The sequence below is a fragment of the Gluconobacter roseus NBRC 3990 genome, assembly GCF_006538885.1.
Taxonomy (GTDB): domain Bacteria; phylum Pseudomonadota; class Alphaproteobacteria; order Acetobacterales; family Acetobacteraceae; genus Gluconobacter; species Gluconobacter roseus.
The window spans coordinates 29,160-49,148 of the sequence record NZ_BJLY01000003.1 but is presented as its reverse complement, the minus strand read 5'-3'; the positions used below and the strand labels follow the sequence as shown (position 1 = coordinate 49,148).

Genomic DNA, 19,989 nt, shown 5'->3' with positions numbered 1-19,989 from the left:
TGGTCGCTTCAGAAGTTGTGGGGTGCTGCAAGCATGAAGAAGATTCGATTGACGGCCGGATAAACCAGAAACTGGATCAGAAGCAGGACGACCATCGGGGCAAAATCCATGCCACCCGTGTTGGGCAGGATATTGCGGATCGGGGTCATCACGGGTTCGACGATCCGGGCAAGCGTATTGAAAACGGAATAGAAGAAGCGGTTGCGGATATCCAGAATCCCGAAACCCAGCAGCATCGACAGGATGCAATATGCCAGCAGAATCCACACAAAAGCCTGGATCAACATCAGGATAATGGCATGCAGGGCAACCATGTAAAAACCTCATCGAATGTCGGAAGGGCAGCCGAAAGGCCGGTTGGAAAATGCTTGTAGCCACAGCATTAGCACAGAACAACGCCCTGGGTGCAGGGCTGCTTGACAGGCTGGTCGAAGAGGAGAACTATTGTGACACCGTGGGGCTGTAGCTCAGATGGGAGAGCGCCTCGTTCGCAATGAGGAGGTCAGGGGTTCGATTCCCCTCAGCTCCACCACGGTATTTCCTATGGATAGTAGCAAAAAGACGGGATGGCCATATCCCTTAGCGGATTACAACACATCGCCAGCGCTTGAAGGTGATTTGGATGCGATTGCATCGTTTATATTTATGCTGTTTTGATTGCCAAATTTTCAGAAAGATCTCTGCCTTAAACTACGAACTTTGATTGCCATGTCCTTTGCATTTACAAGAAACATGGCTGGCGAATACTTGCTGTCATAAGACAGAAGTCTGCCTTCCTACCCCGAACTTGGAGCTTGCGGTAGGAAATTGACTGAGGTTACTGGCGGCTGACCCGTCTCATTTCGTCACGAAGACGCTGGATTTGGTCATCGTCACGCCAGGCAGAACGATAAGCACATTCATCTTGGATCGTCTTAAAAATCTTAGTGTTTTCATCCACATACTGTTGAGAAAAATTTGAAACAGAGTCCATGACCTGTAGTCCCTCTCCAAGCAAGAAAAATGTTGCAGAGGCCCTGTCTGCTTTCGGCAGACCGCCATATCCCATTCGAATCAGACGTAACGTATGCTCGACATGTTCATGCCCATAACGACCGAACCGTGTGTCGATATAGCCAACGTATGACAGGGCTTCCCGACTAAAGCCAGAGCACTGTGCTGTCAGGACAGTGCTGCGATAGGGATTATGCCAGGAACCGTTCCCCCTTCCCAATCCTGGAAACCAAGAAGGTGCAAAGTTTACATGGCCAAATCTGAGGCAGGCCAGCATCCAGTCAATATTCCACCCTTCGACAACAGGCTGCGCATCATCTTCCAGCAATAGGATAATGTCGCATTTTTCAACCTCGTGCAGATGAAAGAGCAAACGGTTCTTGTTCCAAGCAATACCAGCATTTGGTGCGTTAAGAACATGTATATTTTCAATTTTTCCAAGAACGTCGGCAGTATCATCGCTCGATCCATCATTGGAAACAAAAATTACGGGATCGAAATGCGTGAGTTCCTGCACCCGCCGCACAGTTTCCTTTACCAAGGCTGAGCGATTATAGGTAGGAATCCCGATGCCAAGCCGAATGTCACACAAAGGCTTATTAATAAGGTCAGCTGCTCCGTTATTTTTGCTGGATGCAAGTCCCAACCTCAAGGCACTGCCATCCTTTTCGAAAGACAGTTCCATAGCCTCAATAAGTGCGAGGGATAAGTTGTTCGGAAATGGAAATCCAATATTGAAGCGCACATTATTACAGTGAGGGTTAATCAAAGCGGCAACATCCAAGCTAGGCTGATGCCATTCCCCTGCCTGTGCGACATGCAGTGTCCTGTCACCACAGACAACCCGTAGCGTTTCAAAGTTGGCACTATCCAGAAACCAGCCTGCAATCGCAATCCGACCATCTACTGTCCGGACATGATCTATTGAATAAGATTCATTGGGAGCCTTTTTGGCAGTTCCCATCATAGCCTTTTCCTGCTGGGAGCTATTCATCTAAAGTGGATCTTTCCAAGCATTTGAAATCTAAATTTAAAAGCGTTGAAGAAGTCATTTTCTGCGCAAAAAATTTCTTCAACGCAGGCACAATTTCAGGGAATTACACCCCAAGGTCTTCCGGATCGACCAGATTAAAGAAAGTTTGCTGGTCGACGGTAAAATAGCGCGGATAAGAGGGATCACGCTCAAATAGCGGGTCAGAACTCCAGCGTTCCAGCATGGTCTGGGTTTCTAGGAAAAAGCGGGTTTCATGTTCAGGTTTGTCATCCGTACCACGAGACAGACTTTCGTGATGATAGGCAATTGTTTCGGCACTGAAGATAATCCGATATCCGGCCCGACGAATTTTCAAACACAGGTCGACGTCATTAAAGGCAACTTTGAGAGCTTCTTCATCGAAGCCGCCCACTTCCTCAAAGACACTCCGTTTGACCAGCATGAGCGCTGCCGTAACAGCAGTTACTTCATGTGACAGCATGGTGCGACCGATATAACCATATTCTGAAAGCGGGTCCCCTCGATGTACGTGGGCTGCTACACCGGCCGGACCAACAACAACACCAGCATGCTGAATTGTATCGTTTGGATAAAGAAGCTTGGCACCAACGGCTCCTACGTCCTTAAATGCCTGCGCTTCTCCCACCATACGATGTAACCACTTTGGATCTTCAATAAAGACATCATTATTCATAAACATAATGAAATCAGATGTGGTCTGATCAACAGCAATATTGTTGAGACGAGAAAAATTAAATGGCTCTTCTACCGTAATAACGGAAACATTTTCATGTTTTTGAATTTTTTTGATAAAATCCAGTGTCTCGTCACGTACTGACCAGTTGTCAATCAGAACAATATTGTAATTCTTGTATTCTGTATTTTCGCGAATTTTCTCTACGCAGGTTAGAGTCGTGTCGACCTGATCTTTGAAGGGAATGATGATACTTACAGAAGGCTGCGTCCGCGACGTCCAGTCCACACCATAAAGTGTTAGCCCACGGATGGACGAAACCTTGGAGGCGACTTTACGACGCTTGAGATGGTCGGCCACACATTTTACGCCTGCATCAATAGCGTAAGTTTTCTGGCTTACATCAACGGCTGTGGAATTAGGAGTTTTGCGCCAATGATAAAGAATTTCTGGCACGTGAAAGATTTCTGACGGGTCAAGAATTTCCGTTGCTTTTAGGACGAAGTCATGGTCCTGCGCTCCGTTATAATCAGAGCTGAGATGCCCGATTTGCCGCATTGTTACAGTTTCGACCATGGTTAAATGGCATATGTAATTGCAACCAAGGAGATAACGGTAGTTAAAATCAGGTTTGAGATTGGGCTCCAGATAATATCCGGCCTGATCGATTTTATCCTCGTCCGAATAAAGCAGCTTTGCGCCGGTTTCATGAGCTGCACGAACCATGACTTCAATAGCAACATCCACCAGCAAGTCATCATGATCAAAGAAAGCAACGTATTGCCCTTTGGCAGCATCCATTGCTACGTTTGTAGCATCTGCAATACCCACATTCTTTTTTAAGGTAATGCATTTGACCCGCGGATCGTTCTTAGCGAAATCCTTGATGATTTCTGTTGTTTCCTGACTTTTACCGGCGTCATCAACGAGAATGAGTTCCCAGTTCTGATAGGTCTGATCGAGAACTGACTGGACGGCTGCTTTGAAGTCGCTTTCAAGAGGGCGATAGACCGGGCAAAGAATTGAGACGAGCGGCTCGAATGTGCTCTTCTTCTTTTCATCACGTCCCCTTTGTTCGGCGACGCGTTTTCCAAGAAGGGTATAGTATTTGCGTGCCCAGCGATCATAGTCGCCTAGCGTATACGGACGCTTGGGAACAAGATCACGAAGTTCTTGACGCAGCTTTGCCATGCGCCTGTAAATTTCATCGAGTTCGTCTGTAACATCGATGATCCGACTTTCAAACGCATCATCAGCAAACGAAGTTACTATAGGACAGCCATCCAGTTCCGTATTATCCGGCTGCGCCAGCACTTTGATTGTATGCTGGCTACTTCCTCTTAACATTTGTGGAATTGGAAACTCAAAGCCGCAATTGGGATCACATCCCAAAACTGCAGCGACATCACCACGATAACGGTCCGCGCGAGTCTGTCCGATACGGACGCCATCAACAATAATGGAAAGTACTACCCCACCAGTCTCTTCGGTGTCCCTGAGTTTGCGAAGTACCCAGCCACGTAGAGCGCCTTGTTTCACTCCGTCGACATGGCTTTTATAGGAAGGCTTGAGACGGCCTGAAAAGACGACAGAGGTCACACCATCGGGTGAAAGCACCAAGGCTGAACGGTCATCTAACCGCAAGGAAAGTGTATGCTTTTCACCATCAAAATAGCTTGAGGGAATATTAAAGAGAAATCCCACGTTAGATGTTGGCAGCGATAAAGCAGCCTGTACATCTTTACGTGGTAAATCGGCAGTCGCAACACCCACCTCTTGTCCATCAACGATGATATGGATTTTTACAGGAGAGAAGTTTGCTGAGTTACACGTCGCCCAACCCTGAACAGAACCATCTTTTAATTCATCAAAATGGCCAATGAACTGAACTGAGGACGATGGAGTTACTAATGACTCAGACATTCCGGCATATCCATTTCATAAAAGATTTAATCAAGACCGATCTTACTCATTTAAATATCTATCCCACAATTGTTGTTCCGCAGACAAGTGTGATTTCTGAGTGTTGGTATTTGGATAACAGATTCAGTTATGATTTGATTGGGAATAACCTTGGTTCTTGATACATAAAATCTAAATCAACAAATTAGAAATAAATCACTAACATTATTTATAAATTTGGAATACATAAAAGTATAAATTTAAAAAATATTGTTGATTAAAACTACAGAAAATTAAAATAGATATTTCCATAACTGTGGAATAAAGACATTATATTGACTTTTAAAAATATAAATCATTCAAATTTTAAATCGTCGCTAAGATATAAATAAACTACTGTTAAAAATGATTATATAAAATTAATATATATATTAATCACGTAGTTTAATTTTTTTATTATATAAAAAATTATATATAAATGCATTTTAAAAACTTCTATTCACCGAGGGGCAAGTATTTCTAAAACAAGCTTCTTGCCATTTGAATAGTTTAGACCCTCTATTTTCCCATAGCTCACAACATCCATGTCGTAATTTTTCAAAGAAAATGTGAAAGCAGGTTGATCCTTGCGATCAATCAACACCAGGCTGCACTGGGCGTGATCGTGCAGATATTCAGCAGCCTGGGCAGGGCCGATAAGCTGGGTATTGGGGCCGACAAGGAAGACGAGGCTTGGCTCGGAATAGGATGACGAAACGAGCACGCTGTCGTTGCAGGGCCGGACATCGTCGAAAAGCTCTGCGATCCGCGGGCTGAGGCGAATAGTCTGTAGATTGGGAATGACGCCTAGAAAAAGCCCGGCATGAGCGATAACGGCGGCACCCATCGCGCAGAAGGCTGCCTGCCGCCGCTGGTGTTTCAGGAGCATCAGGATGGCGCCGAAAACCAGAGGCAGGCTTCCTCCAAGGGCGATCAGCGCGGACAGGGAAAATGTGTGCTCAAGTTTATAGAGGGCAATACTGCCAGCGAAACAGAAGGCGAGTCCGATGGCTGTCCACAGCACACCGTAGATGCCGAAAAGGGCTTTTGCCCATCGGGGCACGGTAGGCGTTGGCCATGCCACAAGGCTTGCTGCGGTAAGGATCGCTATCGCCGGATAGGTTGGCAGGACGTAGTGTGGGAGTTTGGTGGCGATTAGTTCGAACACCAGCCAGTGCGGGATAATCCAGCTGAGCAGGAAGCGGACCTGGGGAAGCTTCCGCTTTTTCCAGATGGCAGGAATGGCAAGGGCTGCGAAAAGTGAGCCGGGCCAGAAGGCTAGTCCGAAAACCAGAAGGTGAAAGCCGGGGGGAAGACCGTGAGCTTCCTGACCATGAGCGACCTTACCGAGAAAATTGCGGCCGACGGCATGGGCAAAGAAGTCGCCGCCGCTGATGACCTCAATGGCCACACACCAAGGAACAACGACGGCAATCATGAGCAGCCAGCCCCAGCGCGGGCGCAGGCGGGACCACCACGAGCGGTCTTTTTCCAGAAACCACAAGGCTAAAGGCGTGCCGAAGCCCGGGATTAGAACAACAGGCCCCTTGAGCATGAGCCCGGCGCCCAGAGCCAGCCAGTATGCGATCGCAACTCTGAGATGGGTGGGGCGGGCTTTCTGGCGATCGTTGAAAGCGCACAGGAGCGCGGCTTCGATACACAGAATATCGAGCAGCAGGACGGTGTCGATCGTCGCCATATGGCTTTCGGCCACGAACAGGGTCGAGACCATCAGCAGGCCTGCCGCCATCAGGCCCGTTGCACCTCCGAAGAGGCTCGCACCAATCCAGGCCGTGAGGGGCACGATGACCGTGGCGGCGAAGAGACTCGGAATCCGGTAAGGCCATGTCTTGCGCAGGACTGACGGGCCAAAGACCTTTTCGGCAACGGCGGTCGAAGCTGCTTCTAGCCAGTAGATTCCCGCCGGCTGGAGATAGCGTGGCTTGTCCTGAAAACGGACGTCAATGAAGTTGTGGGAGAGAAGCATCTGTTCGGATGCTTCCATATAGCGGGGTTCGTCCCGATCGAGCGGCGGAAGCGTCATGCGGCCGGGGAGCGCGAGCAGAAAGGCCAGCAGCCCGAGAAGAGCATAATGCCGGAAATTCAGGGTCATGGGGACTCTCCGCGCCGTTCTGTCAGGCCGGGCATGCGGCAGGATCCCGGAAGGCCCGGATCCGGTGACGGCTTCAGTGTTCGGTCAGATGATCGGGCAGATGCGTGCGGTTCTGGAGCCACATGACGCCCAGAAGGTCACGGATTCCCACGAGGGCCCGGTTGAAATTCGTATATTTAGAACTGCCGTGCAGTCGGGCCCGGTGCTGGACTTCGATGCAGATCAGCGGTGCGCCGTAATGTCCCAGTAGGGCAGGCAGAAAGCGGTGGACGCCTTCAAATTGCGGGATCTTCAGGAAAAGATCGCGGGAGAACAGCTTGAGCGGTGCCCCGGTGTCGGGGCAGCCGTCATTCAAAAGACGACGACGCAGGCCATTGGCGAAGCGTGTTGCGATACGACGGGACAGGCGGTCATTGCGCTTGCGCCGGACACCGACAACCAGCGGCGCTGCGCCTGGAGCCGATGCGGCGTGATCCAGCATTTTCAGAATAGCGGACGGGTCGTCCTGACCATCACCGTCAATGGTGGCGATCCACTGACCCTTCGCGGCTGTAATGCCGGTGCGGAGTGCAGCGGATTTTCCGAGACGCTTTGGATGGCTGATGATGCGCAGGCGGGGCAGGAGCGTCTGCCTAGCTTCCAGAAGCTTTTTGACGGTGGCGTCGGTGCTGCCGTCGTCAATGGCCAGAATTTCTACGCAAGGATCGGCGCCGAAGGTGTCTGCCAGTTCCTGACAGACGGGAAGGATGTTTTCCGCCTCGTTCAGAACGGCCATGACGACGGAGAGCCTTGTGGGCTGTCCGTCGTCATGAAAGGAACCTTGCACCGTGGAGGTGGGCATCGGATCAGGCAGCGGAGCGCCGAAGAGCTTCCGGCAGGCTGTCGATACCCTTGTCGATCAGGGTCGCAGCGATGTCGGGGCTCTCCGTCAGACGGGTTGACACGACGTCGCGGGCTGCAGCCACGGCGATCTGGGCTGCGCGATCCTGGATTTCACGGATGGCCGAACGTTCGGCTGCGTGAATGCGATCCTGCGCTATCTTTTCATAACGGGCTGCGGCGGCTTCGGCGTCCTGACGGGCGCGTTCTGCCAGACCGGCGGCTTCGGCTTCGGAGCGTGCAAGCATGGCCTGTGTTTCGGCCAGGGTCTTTTCACGCTCGCGGGTAGCATCTTCCAGCATCTGCTCGGCTTCGCGACGCAGGCGGGCAGCCTCGTCGAGGTCGTGGCGGACGCTGTCGGCACGTGCATCCAGATGACCGGTAATGGCGATCCAGAGCTTGCGCCCGAAAATGACGAAGAACAGGACGAAGGCGAGGGCGGTCCAGAACCGGGGATCGTGGAACATCTTCGTCTCCTTAGGCGCTGACGCGTTTGACGGCGCTGGCGACAGTCTGTTCGTCCTGCGTGCCGATCAGTCGCGTAACCAGATCCTGGGTGGTGCTGGTGGCGATCTCGGACAGGCTGGACAGAGCCTGTTCACGGGACTGGGTGATACGGGTCTCGGCGTTTGCGATCTCGGTTTCGAGGCGCTTGGCCGTTTCCGCAGCGTGAGCGTCCGCACTGGCGCGGGCTTCGCTCTGGATCCGCTCCACATGGGCGCGGGCCTGCTCGGCTGCTTCATGACGTGCGCTGAGAAGTTCCGCGCTGGCACGGTCGGCTTCAGCCTTGGCCTTGCGGGCAACATCCAGATCGCTCTGGATCCGGGTACGACGGTTGGTCAGCACCCGTTCGACACGCGGCAGGGCGAAGCGGCTCAGGGCAAGGTAGAAGCCGCCGAAGATGACGGCTCCCCAGACGACCTGTCCGATCAGCAGCGGATCGTGGAAGTTCAGCTGTGGCATGCCCGCAGCCACGGCACGGCCCGGCACGGCCGCAAGCGGAGCGGCGAACAGGAAGAGGCGTGGCGTACGGTACATGTTCGACCTCAGGCGAACAGGATCAGGAAGGCGATCAGCAGGGCGAACAGCGCGACGGCTTCCGTCAGCGCGAAGCCCAGCATGCCGATGCCGAAGACATGCGGACGGGAAGCCGGGTTGCGGGCAACCGAGCTGATCAACGTGGAGAAGATGTTGCCGAGACCCATGCCGACACCGGCGAGGGCGAAAACGGCAATACCGGCACCGAGGTCACGGGCGGCCTGGGCGATGCTGATGCCGAATTCGTGAGCGGCTTGAACGTCCATTGTCAGGTTCCTTGTTGGGTCGATTAAAGGGTTAGTGCGAAGCTGGTGTGGCTCAGTGAGCGACGGCCTCACGCAGATAGATGCAGGTGAGGATGGCGAACACATAGGCCTGCAGCACACCCACCAGCAGTTCGAGGGCCGTCAGCGCGACGTTGATCGCGATCGGGGCGACGGCCAGGACATGGCCGAATGCGCCCAGACCGGCGAGCATGATCGTGAAGCCGGCAAACACTTCCAGAAGCACGTGACCCGCCACCATGTTGGCGAAAAGTCGGATCGACAGGCTGACCGGACGCGAAAGGAAAGAGATGATCTCGATCGGCACCAGCAGCGGAGCAAGCCAGACAGGCGTTCCAGCGGGCAGGAAGTGCTTGAGGAAGCCGACACCCTGAAAACGGATGGAAGCAAGGATCGAGATGACGAACACCATGATGGCCAGACCGAAAGTCACGGCGATGTGGCTGGTGTACGTGAAGGAGAAGGGCAGCAGGCCGAGATAGTTGCCGGCCAGGATGAAGAAGAAGATCGCGAAGACGAACGGGAAGAACGTCGCGCCGTTTTCACCGATCGTGCTGACGGCGAGGTCGTGGACGAAATCGTAGCTGATCTCGGCGGCGGCCTGAAGGCGGCCTGGCACGACGGCAGCGGGGCGCATTCCGACATACAGGAAGACCAAAACGACGGCAGCGGCGATCAGCATGAACAGTGGCGACTGCGAGAACCGCAGGGCTTCTCCCAGATGTCCAAGAACCGGATGGAGCTCGAACTGTCCGAGCGCGTCAATCGTCGATCCGGCTGCCACGCTGGCTTCTCCCGTCATCTTTCGGTCCGGACACCATGTCCGAATCCTTCAAAACCCGCCAGACATTCAACATGCCGGCACCACAACCTGCCAGGGCGAAAACGGACAGGAACAGAGCCCTGTACCCGAACCAGTGACCCAGCGCGTAGCCAATGGCTACACCGACCGCGAGCCCCGCCACAAGGTCGGTTCCCACGCGGATCGCCAGTCCAAGGGATGACATGGAACTGTCACCATTGCCCTCGTCGGTTACGGCGAATTCCCCTGAGCGGGGATCGAGCTTCTGACGCGCACGCCGGAGGCGTTCGTCGAAGTTTCCGTCGTCACCGGCAGGGGCGTGTCCCATGAGGTCTGATCCCTTACCCTGTACGCATCCTTCTTACCCGGTCAGTTAACCGGATTCCTTCTCAGCGCAGGCGCTAGCTACCGGCGAGTCCGTTGACTGTCAATGTATTCTGCGCGCCGGAGCCACCGAAACCTGTTTTCGGCCTAGCTGACCAGTTTCAGACGACGCCCGCGGTCCTTCCATTCCGGCGTCTCGCCCGAGCCGCGTCCGAAGGGAAGCATGGGGGCAGGATCTTCCGAACTGGGTTCTATCCGGGGGGCATCGGGCATGTGTTCGCCCAGATAGGCTTCGGACAGCGTGCGGAAGGCATAATCCAGCATGGAGGTCGCATAAGCCGTGGACGGATCGCCCTCGACGGTGCCCGCAGGACCGAAGCGCGTATAGGCGAATCGCTCCACAAAAGCCTCCAGCGGGGCGCCATATTGCAGGCCGATGCTGACGGCGTGTCCGAGGCAGTCCATCAGGCCGCGGGCCATGGGGCTCTCGCGGGGCGGGGTGAGGCTGATTTCACCAAGCGTGCCGTCTTCGAACTCGCTGGTCCGCATGAAAAGACTGTGACCACCCACGGCCGCACGCTGTGTGAAGCCGGTCTGGCGCATGGGGAGCGGACGACGCACGCCCCGGGCCAGTCTGGCCTGCAGGTCGGCCAGATCGGGTTCGGGGACGGCAGGCAGGAAGTCCACGGCGTTTTTCAGGGCGGCATGCATGGCGGCCTGGGCCTGTGGGCGAACGGGTGGCAGCGGGGTTTCGCCAGCCAGTGCGAGCGCCAGAGCAGATTCGGGTGTCAGACCACGGGCGGCCAGCCGGGCCAGTGTGGAGGCGCGCAGATGTCCGTCCTCGCGCAGGGGCGAGAAAGCCGGGGCGAGGCCGCAGGTTTCAACGCCCAGCAGTCCTTCGGTCGGGGCCGGGGAGGAAAATCCGGTTTCGATCGGGCAGAAATGCCGCCCCTCTTCGGCAGCACAGACCGAGGACGCGAGGGTTCGCAGCCCTGACAGGGGCGATTCCGGAATGGAAGGTGGGGACAGCTTCGTTCCGGCGCGTGCCACGGTGGTGGCGAGTGCGGCCATGGCGCAGGCGGCGTTGCGGGCGTCGTCACTGTCATAGTCGAGACCGAGTGCTGCCAGGCAGGCATCGAGATCGGTCAGGAGAATGAGTCCTGCGGCTTCGTCTTCCGGTTTCGCGGGGAGATCGAACAGGGGCAGCTCACCTGTGCGTTCGATCCGGGTCGCGGCGTGAAGGCGGCGCAGGGCATCGCAGGCCAGACGCAGGCAGGCGACGAAATGTTCGGCAGCGAATCCGGTTTCCTGCACGAAGCTGGACAGGCGGATGGTGAAGCCGGGTGTTTCGTCCGGCTGGCACTGCCACAGTGCCGCGTTCGGTGCCATCTGCTGCATCAGCAGAAGATAGGACAGGCTCCGGCCCGGCGACGGCGTGTTGGCCGGGGTGTCGGGCAAAGGCGGGCACGCATCGATCGTGTCCACCCAGCGGGCGGCCTCGGCGGCAAGTCTGACCGGCCCACCATTCAGGGTGATCTGCGCGAGGGCCTGCGCGGCCTCGTCATCCCAGGCGGCAGGAAGGGTGACGGAGCGCAGGGCGCTGTCGTCGGGGTCGGTCATGACCTGAAGCGTCCTCATGCGAACGCCGGTCCAGTGAAGGCGAGCTGTCATGCTGCGAATCTACGCCCTGCGGCCATGAGCCCGTAAGCCGGAAAAGGGCCTTCGGAAGGCCGCTAATGGGCGGGAACATGGGGATATGGGGGATAACATTTTTCATCTGCTCGATCGGGACGATTTCTGCGGGAGGATTGGACGCGCGAAGCGGAGTCGGGTAGTGCAGGAAGGATGATTTTCACGAGGGTAACGTCATGAGCGCTGTCACGGTCCGCCATGACCGGCTGGAGCTTCTGGCCGGGTTCGCTGTCCTGGCCTGTCTTGCGGGTCTTCTGGTTGCGGCAATGATCGGGCACCATCAGAGCGATGACGGGGGATATCCTGTTCATGCGTCCTTCAGCCAGATTGATGGCCTGACGGTCGGCTCCGATGTGCGGCTTGCGGGCATTACCGTGGGGCATGTGACCGGGGCCGTGGTCGATCCCAAGAGTTTTCAGGCCCAGGTAACGTTTACACTCGCACCCGATGTGAAGCTGCCGACTGATTCCGCGGCGATCGTGACCTCTGACAGTCTGCTGGGCGGCAAATATATCGCGCTGTCTCCGGGCGGGGCGGATTCGATGGTCAAGGCTGGCGGGGTCATGACCGAGACACAGGGCTCCATCAGTCTCGAACAGCTGTTGAGCAAGTTCATTTTCTCCGTGACGGATTCGCTGCAGAAGAGCCAGAAGGCTGCTGCGGGCAAGCCGCCTGCGGGTAGTCTTGCGGATGAGCCCTGAGCCATGACGGATGCGCAGAAAGATGCGTTTCTGTGGGTCGACCACGAAGGCAATCCTGTCTCCTGCGCGGAGAAGGTGCAGATCCTGCGTGAGAACGATGCAGAGCTGCGGCAGGCCTTGCAGGATGCGTTTGATGACGGTGTTCTGATGGGTGTTGCGCCGCAGGCCATGCTGCAGACGTTTCAGGCCATGCTGTCCGATCTGAAAAGTCCGTTTCAGGGCGGGGCTGGAGAACAATCGTCATGATGAAGCGGCATCTCACAAAGGCTCTGCTGTGTGGTGCGGCTGGAGCGCTCCTGCTGGGCAGTGCGCCGGTCCGGGCTGCGACGGGTGTTGCGCCTCCAGCAATGTATCCGGCTGCAACCTGGCAGGGGCAGTCACAGGCCGTGGTGCGTGTGCTGGACCGTCTGGACGCGCATCTGGAACTGCTGACGATTCCGGTGGGTGGTAGCGCGACCTATCACAGTCTGTCGGTGGGTGTTGAAGCCTGTGTCAGCCGGCCTCAGACGCTGGCGGCGGATGCCGGAGCCCTGCTGCATCTGAAAGACAGCAGCGATCCGCAGCGGCCGCCATTTGATGGCTGGATGCTGGCGCAGGAACCTTCTGTCGCGACTTATGGCAGCCCTTTGTACGATGTGCGCGTTGTCTCCTGCGCGGGAGCGCCTACGGCACCGCAGGCGGGACCTCTGCCTGTGGTGAAGGCACCCGTGCTCGCCAGTGCGGAGGTTCCGGTGGAAGAGGGCGGCGATGCTCCGGCATCCCAGCCCGGTTCTGCCTCAGGTGGTCCCGTACCGCTTGCTCCGGACAGTCATAATCCCATTCCGCTCGCACCTCCCAGCGGTGCGGCGCCGTCCCTTGCTCCGGCTGCACCAGCGCAGCCTTCGGGGCAGCCTCTTCCGCCTCCCGAGGCCGATCCCGGTCTCGAATAGGATTGAATGGGGCGGAATGATCCAGAAACAGGAAGAAATGACAGCTTCATGATTCAGGTTCCCTTTTCCCCGTCCCAGGCGGCTTTGCTGCTTGATTTCGATGGTACGCTCGTCGACATCGCCCCCACTCCCGAAAGCGTCCGCGTCCCGGATGGGCTGACAGACGATCTGCTGCGTCTGCGGGATATGCTCGATGGTGCGCTTGCGATCATCACGGGGCGCCCCATTGCCCAGATCGATCATTTCCTGCCGGGTATTCCCTATGCCGTGGCAGGCGAGCACGGTGTGGTCGTGCGTCCCGCTCCCGAACAGGCATTGCGCGAGCGCGAGCTGCCCGTAGTCCCCGCGCATTGGGTGAATGCGGCTGAAAAAACCGCGTCAGATCATCCGGGCGCCAGTATTGAACACAAAAAAGCTGGAATGGTGCTGCATTATCGGCGCGCTCCCGAGGCGGAATCCGCTTTTCGGGAGCTGACGTCGGCCTGGCCGGTGGAAAGCGGGGGGTTCCATCTTCAGGATGCGCAGATGGCCATAGAGCTGCGGCCTCTGGGGATCGACAAGGGAATGGCGCTTCAGGAACTGATGGCTGAGGCGCCCTTCAAAGGACGCCGCCCACTTTTCGTCGGTGACGACGTTACAGACCGGGACGGGGTGAGGGCGGCGAACCAGATGGGGGGCGCAGGCTGGCTCATCCCTGATGATTTTCCAGACGCAGCCACGTTCCGTCGCTGGCTGCATGATCTGTCGGAGGGACGTGGATGGGGCGCCTGATCATTGTTTCCAACCGGACACCTGCCCCGGGGGAGCGTACGCAGCCCGCGGGGGGGGGGGGCTGACGGTCGGGCTGTATGACGCGATACAGACGAAGGAAACCCTCTGGTTCGGATGGTCGGGACAGCAGCACGAAGATGCTGCCAAACGGCCGGTCCAGCAGGAGCAGGTCGGGAACGTCAATTATGTGACGTTCGATCTGACGAAGCGCGAATATGACCGCTTCTATCTGAATTTCTCCAATGGTGTCCTGTGGCCGCTGTGCCATTACCGCACCAACCTGATCCGCTACACGCGTGAGGACTGTGACGCCTATTATGCGGCCAACGAGGTCTTTGCGGACCGGCTGGTCGGGCTTCTGGAACCGGACGATACAATCTGGATCCATGACTATCATTTGTTTCCGCTGGGCCGGATGCTGCGGGACCGGGGCGTAAAAGGCCGGATCGGATTCTTTCTGCATATCCCGTTCCCGCCCTGGAGCGTGGCGCGGCTGCTGCCCAAGCTCGACATGCTGCTGGCCGGAATGGCGGCTTGTGATTTGATCGGCGTCCAGACGCCCGAGGACGAGACCAATCTCAAGGGTTGTTTTGAGGCTTATGGCCTCAAGGCAGCCGTTGAGGCGGTGCCGATCGGGATTGATCCCGTCAGTTTCCGTCAGCAGGCGATCGAAAGTGCCGCCTCGGAAGAGGTGATCAAGATCGTCGATACGCTGGACGGAACGCGGCTGATCATCGGGGTGGACCGGCTGGACTATTCCAAGGGTCTGCCAGAACGGATGAAGGGCTTTGCGGCTCTTCTGAAGAACTATCCCGAGCATCGCGGACAGGTGACGTTCCTTCAGGTCACGCCGGTCTCCCGTGGTGGGGTGGAGAGCTATCGTCTGCTCAAGGAAGAGCTGGACGGGCTGGTCGGGACGATCAATGGCGCCTATGGCACGCCGGACTGGGTTCCGATCCGCTATACGACCTGGCCGATCGGGCGGCATATCCTTGCCGGCCTGTATCGGATGGCGGATGTGGGATTTGTCACGCCACTGCGCGACGGCATGAATCTGGTGGCCAAGGAGTTCATCGCGGCTCAGGACGAGGATGATCCCGGCGTGCTGGTATTGTCACGGTTTGCAGGGGCGGCTCCGGAAATGCCCGAGGCGCTTCTGATCAATCCGCTGGACGCCGAAGGGATGGCCGATGCGCTGCATATCGGTCTGACCATGGACGTCGAGGCCCGTCATGCGGCATGGTCGGCCATGTATGGCGAGGTTTCCCGCAACACGGCGGGGAGCTGGTCCAAGCAGTTTCTTGACAGCCTGGAGGCAATCAGTCCGTGCCACTGAACAGAACGACCCGCCCTGTCTCAACAACTGCGCTGGGCGGTCTGTATGTTCTGGCGGGGGCGGTGGCCCTTGGGGTGGTCTGGTTTGCCGAACACTGGTTACAGCTTGCGCCCTGCGAGCTGTGCCTGTGGGAGCGACGCCCCTGGTGGGTGCTGATCGGGCTCGGGATCATCACGATCGTGCTGCCGAAGCGTTATGCGCGATACGGGGTTTTTCTGGGGATTCTGTGCCTGATGACCAGCATCGGCCTCGCCGTGCTGCATGCAGGCGTGGAACACAAGTTCTGGCCGAGCCCCGCGCCCGAGTGCCGGGCTCCGGTATTCCATGGGGGAAACTTTAGGGATTGGATGTCCACCATGCCGGCACGGCCGAACAAGCCGTGTGATTCGCCGGATTATCTGTTTGGTCTGCCGATCTCCATGACGGAGCTGGGCGGACTGTACGCGATTGTGGTGTTTGTGGTTGCTCTGGTCGGGAGCGCCCGCATGGGACGCTCCCGACGCTGAGTTGGATCAGAGGCGTGTGCCGCGTCCGCGTCCGAAGACGAGGCTGACGATCAGCAGCACCAGGAAGATGAAGAAAAGAATCTTGCCGATATAGGCAAAATCTGCCGAAATTCCGCCAAAGCCCAGCACCGCGGCGCACAGGGCGAGGATAAGGAAGGCAATGGTCCAGCGCAGCAGGTCCATGAGAATGTCTCCTTTGTCAGTAACGCCCTCCGACGGAGAAGCGGGGTTTGAAAAGGCTGAACGGCGGCGAGGTGAACAGGTTCATTTTCGTAACATCCGTTTTATTTTCGGGCTGTTTGCACAGTCCCTGTTTTCGATATTGCCATGGGCAGGAGTTCTGAATCCGGAAGTCCCGCCTGCCGGAGGACCGTCATGACCCTGTTTCGCTCCCTGTATCATCAGGGGTTCGCCCGGATCGCCGCCTGCACGCTGCCGGTGACTATTGCCGAGCCGCGCGTGAACGGTGAACGGACCCTTGAGGTGCTGCGTGACTGTGACCGGCAGGGTGTGGCGGCGGTGGTGTTTCCGGAGCTTGGGCTGACGGGCTACACGCTGGAAGATCTGCGGTTTCAGGATGTGATCCTGAATGGGGCGCTTGAGGCCCTCCGGCAGGTTATGGCGGGCTCGCGGGAGCTTCTGTCCGTTGCCGTGATGGGGCTGCCGCTGGTGCGGGGGGACCTGCTTTATAACTGTGCGGCGGTCGTGCATCGCGGGCGGGTTCTGGGGGTGGTGCCGAAATCGCATCTGCCGCGCTACCGGGAGTTCTACGAGCCACGGCATTTCACGTCCGGGCTCCAGACATCCGGGGTAATCCGTCTGTTTGGCGAAGACGTACCGTTCGGAGCAGATCTGCTGTTTCAGGCCGACGATATGCGTGGGCTGACGCTGGGTGTGGAGATCTGTGAGGATCTGTGGGTGGCGTCTCCGCCGAGCGGGAAGCTTGCGGAAGCAGGGGCGACCGTCATTCTCAATCCGTCTGCGTCTCCGGTGACCATCGGGCGGACAGATGACCGGTCGTTGCTGTGTCGGGCGCAGTCCATGCGGACGCTGACGGCCTATGCCTATGCGGCAGCGGGCGAAGGGGAGTCCACGACCGATCTGGCCTGGGACGGACAGGTCTCGATCCATGAGGCCGGGCGGCTTCTGGCGCAGTCGGACCGGTTTCCGCAGGGCGAGCGGCTGGTGGTCGCGGATGTGGATCTGGATCTGCTGCGGCAGGAGCGGATGCGGACGGGGCAGTTCGGGCAGTCGGGACAAGCGTTCCGGACGATCGAGTTCACGCTTGCGCCGCCGAGGACGGATCTGGGGCTGAAACGGGAAGTCGTGCGGTTTCCGTTCGTGCCATCCGATGCGCGGACATTGGCGCGGGACTGCTATGAAGGCTGGACCATTCAAGTCAGCGCCCTGCGCCGGCGATTGCAGGCGAGCGGGGCGCAGCGGGCCGTGATCGGTGTTTCAGGCGGTCTGGACAGTACGCTGGCGCTGCTGGTGGCCGTGCGGGCAGCGGATGAGCTTGGCTGGCCCCGGACGCATGTTCTTGCTTACACGATGCCCGGATTTGCGACGGGAAGTGAAAGCCGCTCGCTGGCCCATGCGCTCATGGAAGCACTTGGCGTTGAGGTGAACGAGCTGGATATCCGGCCGACGGCGCAGACGATGCTGGCGGGGATCGGTCATCCTTTTGCCGAGGGGCAGCCTGTTCATGACATTACGTTCGAGAATGTGCAGGCCGGTTTACGGACTGATTTCCTGTTCCGGATCGCCAATTACCGCAACGGGATCGTCATCGGGACGGGGGATCTGTCGGAGCTGGCGCTGGGCTGGTGTACTTATGGCGTGGGGGACCAGATGTCCCACTACAACGTCAATGCCGGGATGCCGAAGACGCTGATCCAGCATGTCATCCGCTGGCTGGCGCGGGATGGAAAACTGGGCGACGGTGTGGTGGGGGCGGTTCTGGAGCAGATCGTCAATGCGGAGATCACACCGGAGCTGGTACCCGATACCGGACAGGGCGTGCAGAGTACCGAACAGACAATCGGGCCGTATCCGCTTCAGGATTTCACGCTTTATCACATCCTGCGTCACGGGTTCCGTCCGTCACGGATCGCGTTTCTGGCGGAGAAGGCCTGGGGCGATGCATCGCGTGGCCACTGGCCCGCGCATTATCCCGAAGACCGGAAGATTTCGTACGATCTGGCGGAAATCCGGCACTGGATGGAAGTGTTTCTGCGGCGGTTTTTCGGGACGAGCCAGTTCAAGCGCTCGGCCATGCCCAATGGTCCGAAGCTTGTTTCCGGCGGGTCCCTCTCGCCACGGGGAGACTGGCGGGCGCCGTCTGACAGCACGGCGAAAGCGTGGCTTGAGGAGCTTTGTGATAATCTCCCTGAAACGAACACACATCCGTGAAGTTTTGGTGTCCAGGAATGTGGGGGGTTTTGTCTGCCCGCATCCGTGCCAATATGTTGGAAACCCGTCACCACATAGGAACATGACTCGTCATGGCTTACGCTACGATCAACCCTTATACCGGTGAGACGCTCAAGACCTTCCCGGAAGCAACCGACCAGGAAGTCCAGACCGCGCTGACCGAAGCCTATGATGCCTTCAAGAGCTGGCGTCACACACCGTTTGCCGAGCGCGCCAAGATCATGACGGCAGCGGCGAACATCCTGCGCCGTGACATCGACAAGTATTCCAAGCTCCTGACGCTGGAGATGGGCAAGATCTATGCCGAAGCCAAGGCAGAGACGATCCTGTCCGCCGAGATTTTCGAATATTATGCCAAGCATGCCGAAGAGCTGCTGAAGGCCGAGAAGCTGCCGGTTGCCGACCCGAAGGAAGGCGAAGCCGTCCTGATCCATCAGCCGCAGGGCATTGTGTTCGCGATCGAGCCGTGGAACTTCCCGTTCTACCAGATCGCCCGCATCATCGCGCCGCAGCTTTCCGCCGGTAACACGGTCATCCTCAAGCACGCGTCCAACGTGCCGCAGTGTGCTGCCGCATTTGATGATCTGATGAAGGAAGCCGGTCTGCCGAAGGGTGGATTCCGCAACCTCTATACGGCCCGTCATCACACGGAAACGATCCTTAAGGATCCGCGCGTCTGTGGTGTGGCTCTGACGGGTTCCGAAGGGGCAGGCGTCATTGTTGCCGGCATCGCCGCACAGGCTCTCAAGAAGTCCACGATGGAACTCGGCGGCTCTGACGCGTTCCTTGTTCTGGACGATGCCGATCTGGAAAAGACCGCCAAGTGGGCTGCCTTCGGTCGCCACTGGAATGCCGGTCAGGTCTGCGTGTCCGCCAAGCGTCTGATCGTGGCGGATGCCGTGTATGACCGTTTCGTTGAGCTGTACAAGGCAGAAGTGGCCAAGCTGAAGGCCGGTGATCCGATGGATCCGTCCACGACGCTCGCACCGCTGTCCTCGCAGAAGGCTGCGGACGATCTGAAGGCCCAGGTCGAGGAAGCCAAGAAGCACGGTGCGGTTGTCGAAACCATTGGCAACCCGGTTCCCGAGAAGGGCGCCTTCTTCCAGCCGCTGCTGATGACCAACCTGCACGAGAACAATGAAGCCCGTCTGTGGGAGTTCTTCGGTCCGGTGACGCAGTTGTATCGTGCCAAGGACGATGCCGATGCCATCCGTATCGCCAATGACTCGCCGTTCGGTCTGGGGGGGTCGGTCTTCACGAAGGACACCAAGCGTGGCGTGAAGGTTGCCGAGCAGATCTATACGGGCATGGTCTATATCAACCATCCGACGATGGTGAAGGCTGACCTGCCGTTCGGTGGCGTGGCCCGTTCGGGTTATGGCCGCGAGCTGATCGGTCTGGGCATCAAGGAATTCGTCAATCACAAGCTGATCGACGTTGTTGATATCGACGCTCCGTTCTGATTGACCCGTATCGGGCTTCTTCGCGAAGCCCGGTTCGATCTTTCAGGTCATGAAAAACCCGCTTCCGGAGTTGTCCGGGAGCGGGTTTTTCTATGG

Annotated in this window: 19 protein-coding genes, 1 tRNA gene and 1 pseudogene; 9 read left to right on the top strand and 12 right to left on the bottom strand. The window is 57.4% G+C overall.

Features of this window, described 5'->3' with window-relative positions:
• Positions 1-8: 8 nt before the first annotated feature.
• Positions 9-314: a YggT family protein gene (locus tag GRO01_RS07730; RefSeq protein ID WP_062510669.1), complete on the bottom strand. Its 306-nt coding sequence runs from the start codon at positions 312-314 to the stop codon at positions 9-11.
• A 142-nt stretch (positions 315-456) separates the two neighbouring features.
• On the opposite strand from GRO01_RS07730, the gene GRO01_RS07725 reads away from it, so the two are divergent.
• A tRNA-Ala gene (locus tag GRO01_RS07725) sits at positions 457-532 on the top strand.
• Positions 533-817: 285 nt separating this feature from the next.
• On the opposite strand, the gene GRO01_RS07720 is transcribed toward GRO01_RS07725, so the two are convergent.
• The 10 genes from GRO01_RS07720 to GRO01_RS07675 all read right to left on the bottom strand — a co-directional run bounded on the left by GRO01_RS07720 (position 818) and on the right by GRO01_RS07675 (position 11,733).
• The gene (locus tag GRO01_RS07720; protein ID WP_062510666.1) at positions 818-1,960 is read right to left on the bottom strand and encodes a glycosyltransferase family 2 protein; all 1,143 of its coding nucleotides are present in this window, start codon (positions 1,958-1,960) and stop codon (positions 818-820) included.
• Between the two features lie 130 nt (positions 1,961-2,090).
• Positions 2,091-4,604, bottom strand: a complete 2,514-nt coding sequence (locus tag GRO01_RS07715; RefSeq protein WP_062510664.1) for a glycosyltransferase family 2 protein — start codon at positions 4,602-4,604, stop codon at positions 2,091-2,093.
• 478 nt (positions 4,605-5,082) lie between these two features.
• A complete protein-coding gene (locus tag GRO01_RS07710; RefSeq protein WP_062510662.1) occupies positions 5,083-6,735 on the bottom strand; it encodes an ArnT family glycosyltransferase in 1,653 nt (550 codons plus the stop codon).
• 73 nt (positions 6,736-6,808) lie between these two features.
• Positions 6,809-7,576, bottom strand: coding sequence for a glycosyltransferase family 2 protein (locus GRO01_RS07705; RefSeq protein ID WP_062510660.1), 768 nt, complete (start codon positions 7,574-7,576; stop codon positions 6,809-6,811).
• Between the two features lie 4 nt (positions 7,577-7,580).
• Positions 7,581-8,081, bottom strand: coding sequence for a F0F1 ATP synthase subunit B family protein (locus tag GRO01_RS07700; RefSeq protein WP_062510658.1), 501 nt, complete (start codon positions 8,079-8,081; stop codon positions 7,581-7,583).
• A 10-nt stretch (positions 8,082-8,091) separates the two neighbouring features.
• The gene (locus tag GRO01_RS07695) at positions 8,092-8,652 is read right to left on the bottom strand and encodes a F0F1 ATP synthase subunit B family protein (RefSeq protein WP_062510656.1); all 561 of its coding nucleotides are present in this window, start codon (positions 8,650-8,652) and stop codon (positions 8,092-8,094) included.
• A gap of 8 nt (positions 8,653-8,660) precedes the next feature.
• Positions 8,661-8,888, bottom strand: a complete 228-nt coding sequence (locus GRO01_RS07690) for an ATP synthase subunit C family protein (protein WP_024717170.1) — start codon at positions 8,886-8,888, stop codon at positions 8,661-8,663.
• An 82-nt stretch (positions 8,889-8,970) separates the two neighbouring features.
• Positions 8,971-9,720, bottom strand: a complete 750-nt coding sequence (locus GRO01_RS07685) for a F0F1 ATP synthase subunit A (RefSeq protein WP_062511399.1) — start codon at positions 9,718-9,720, stop codon at positions 8,971-8,973.
• On the bottom strand, positions 9,698-10,066 hold the full coding sequence (locus GRO01_RS07680; protein ID WP_024717171.1) for an AtpZ/AtpI family protein: 369 nt from the start codon (positions 10,064-10,066) through the stop codon (positions 9,698-9,700). The genes GRO01_RS07685 and GRO01_RS07680 overlap by 23 nt, the downstream gene beginning before the upstream one ends.
• Positions 10,067-10,209: 143 nt before the next feature.
• On the bottom strand, positions 10,210-11,733 hold the full coding sequence (locus GRO01_RS07675; protein WP_062510655.1) for a TSCPD domain-containing protein: 1,524 nt from the start codon (positions 11,731-11,733) through the stop codon (positions 10,210-10,212).
• A 197-nt stretch (positions 11,734-11,930) separates the two neighbouring features.
• Between GRO01_RS07675 and mlaD the strand changes: the two genes are divergently transcribed.
• The 6 genes and pseudogenes from mlaD (at position 11,931) to GRO01_RS07645 (ending at position 15,997) form a co-directional block, all read left to right on the top strand.
• A complete protein-coding gene (gene mlaD, locus GRO01_RS07670; protein WP_062510653.1) occupies positions 11,931-12,455 on the top strand; it encodes an outer membrane lipid asymmetry maintenance protein MlaD in 525 nt (174 codons plus the stop codon).
• A 3-nt stretch (positions 12,456-12,458) separates the two neighbouring features.
• Entirely contained in the window at positions 12,459-12,701 is a 243-nt protein-coding gene (locus GRO01_RS07665) for a hypothetical protein (protein ID WP_062510651.1), read from the top strand.
• Positions 12,698-13,384 carry a DUF2155 domain-containing protein gene (locus GRO01_RS07660; protein ID WP_062510649.1) on the top strand — a complete coding sequence of 229 codons (687 nt, stop codon included), beginning with the start codon at positions 12,698-12,700 and terminating at the stop codon, positions 13,382-13,384. The genes GRO01_RS07665 and GRO01_RS07660 overlap by 4 nt, the downstream gene beginning before the upstream one ends.
• A 48-nt stretch (positions 13,385-13,432) precedes the next feature.
• Positions 13,433-14,155, top strand: a complete 723-nt coding sequence (otsB, locus tag GRO01_RS07655; protein WP_062510647.1) for a trehalose-phosphatase — start codon at positions 13,433-13,435, stop codon at positions 14,153-14,155.
• Positions 14,143-15,491: pseudogene (locus GRO01_RS07650) on the top strand (alpha,alpha-trehalose-phosphate synthase (UDP-forming)). Before otsB ends, GRO01_RS07650 begins: the two are co-directional and overlap by 13 nt.
• On the top strand, positions 15,482-15,997 hold the full coding sequence (locus tag GRO01_RS07645; RefSeq protein WP_062507071.1) for a disulfide bond formation protein B: 516 nt from the start codon (positions 15,482-15,484) through the stop codon (positions 15,995-15,997). Before GRO01_RS07650 ends, GRO01_RS07645 begins: the two are co-directional and overlap by 10 nt.
• A 6-nt stretch (positions 15,998-16,003) precedes the next feature.
• On the opposite strand, the gene GRO01_RS07640 is transcribed toward GRO01_RS07645, so the two are convergent.
• Positions 16,004-16,180 carry a DUF1328 domain-containing protein gene (locus GRO01_RS07640; RefSeq protein WP_083541185.1) on the bottom strand — a complete coding sequence of 59 codons (177 nt, stop codon included), beginning with the start codon at positions 16,178-16,180 and terminating at the stop codon, positions 16,004-16,006.
• Between the two features lie 192 nt (positions 16,181-16,372).
• On the opposite strand from GRO01_RS07640, the gene GRO01_RS07635 reads away from it, so the two are divergent.
• Together GRO01_RS07635 and GRO01_RS07630 are read left to right on the top strand one after the other, a co-directional pair.
• The gene (locus GRO01_RS07635) at positions 16,373-18,409 is read left to right on the top strand and encodes an NAD(+) synthase (protein WP_062507069.1); all 2,037 of its coding nucleotides are present in this window, start codon (positions 16,373-16,375) and stop codon (positions 18,407-18,409) included.
• A gap of 92 nt (positions 18,410-18,501) precedes the next feature.
• Positions 18,502-19,893 carry an NAD-dependent succinate-semialdehyde dehydrogenase gene (locus GRO01_RS07630; RefSeq protein WP_062507067.1) on the top strand — a complete coding sequence of 464 codons (1,392 nt, stop codon included), beginning with the start codon at positions 18,502-18,504 and terminating at the stop codon, positions 19,891-19,893.
• Positions 19,894-19,989: the final 96 nt, after the last annotated feature.

Coding starts and splice junctions, on each gene's coding strand:
- GRO01_RS07730 (WP_062510669.1), bottom strand. CDS start 314: ATGGTTGCCCTGCATGCCATTATCCTGATGTTGATCCAGGCTTTTGTG.
- GRO01_RS07720 (WP_062510666.1), bottom strand. CDS start 1,960: ATGATGGGAACTGCCAAAAAGGCTCCCAATGAATCTTATTCAATAGAT.
- GRO01_RS07715 (WP_062510664.1), bottom strand. CDS start 4,604: ATGTCTGAGTCATTAGTAACTCCATCGTCCTCAGTTCAGTTCATTGGC.
- GRO01_RS07710 (WP_062510662.1), bottom strand. CDS start 6,735: ATGACCCTGAATTTCCGGCATTATGCTCTTCTCGGGCTGCTGGCCTTT.
- GRO01_RS07705 (WP_062510660.1), bottom strand. CDS start 7,576: ATGCCCACCTCCACGGTGCAAGGTTCCTTTCATGACGACGGACAGCCC.
- GRO01_RS07700 (WP_062510658.1), bottom strand. CDS start 8,081: ATGTTCCACGATCCCCGGTTCTGGACCGCCCTCGCCTTCGTCCTGTTC.
- GRO01_RS07695 (WP_062510656.1), bottom strand. CDS start 8,652: ATGTACCGTACGCCACGCCTCTTCCTGTTCGCCGCTCCGCTTGCGGCC.
- GRO01_RS07680 (WP_024717171.1), bottom strand. CDS start 10,066: ATGGGACACGCCCCTGCCGGTGACGACGGAAACTTCGACGAACGCCTC.
- GRO01_RS07675 (WP_062510655.1), bottom strand. CDS start 11,733: ATGACAGCTCGCCTTCACTGGACCGGCGTTCGCATGAGGACGCTTCAG.
- mlaD (WP_062510653.1), top strand. CDS start 11,931: ATGAGCGCTGTCACGGTCCGCCATGACCGGCTGGAGCTTCTGGCCGGG.
- GRO01_RS07665 (WP_062510651.1), top strand. CDS start 12,459: ATGACGGATGCGCAGAAAGATGCGTTTCTGTGGGTCGACCACGAAGGC.
- GRO01_RS07660 (WP_062510649.1), top strand. CDS start 12,698: ATGATGAAGCGGCATCTCACAAAGGCTCTGCTGTGTGGTGCGGCTGGA.
- otsB (WP_062510647.1), top strand. CDS start 13,433: ATGATTCAGGTTCCCTTTTCCCCGTCCCAGGCGGCTTTGCTGCTTGAT.
- GRO01_RS07640 (WP_083541185.1), bottom strand. CDS start 16,180: ATGGACCTGCTGCGCTGGACCATTGCCTTCCTTATCCTCGCCCTGTGC.
- GRO01_RS07635 (WP_062507069.1), top strand. CDS start 16,373: ATGACCCTGTTTCGCTCCCTGTATCATCAGGGGTTCGCCCGGATCGCC.
- GRO01_RS07630 (WP_062507067.1), top strand. CDS start 18,502: ATGGCTTACGCTACGATCAACCCTTATACCGGTGAGACGCTCAAGACC.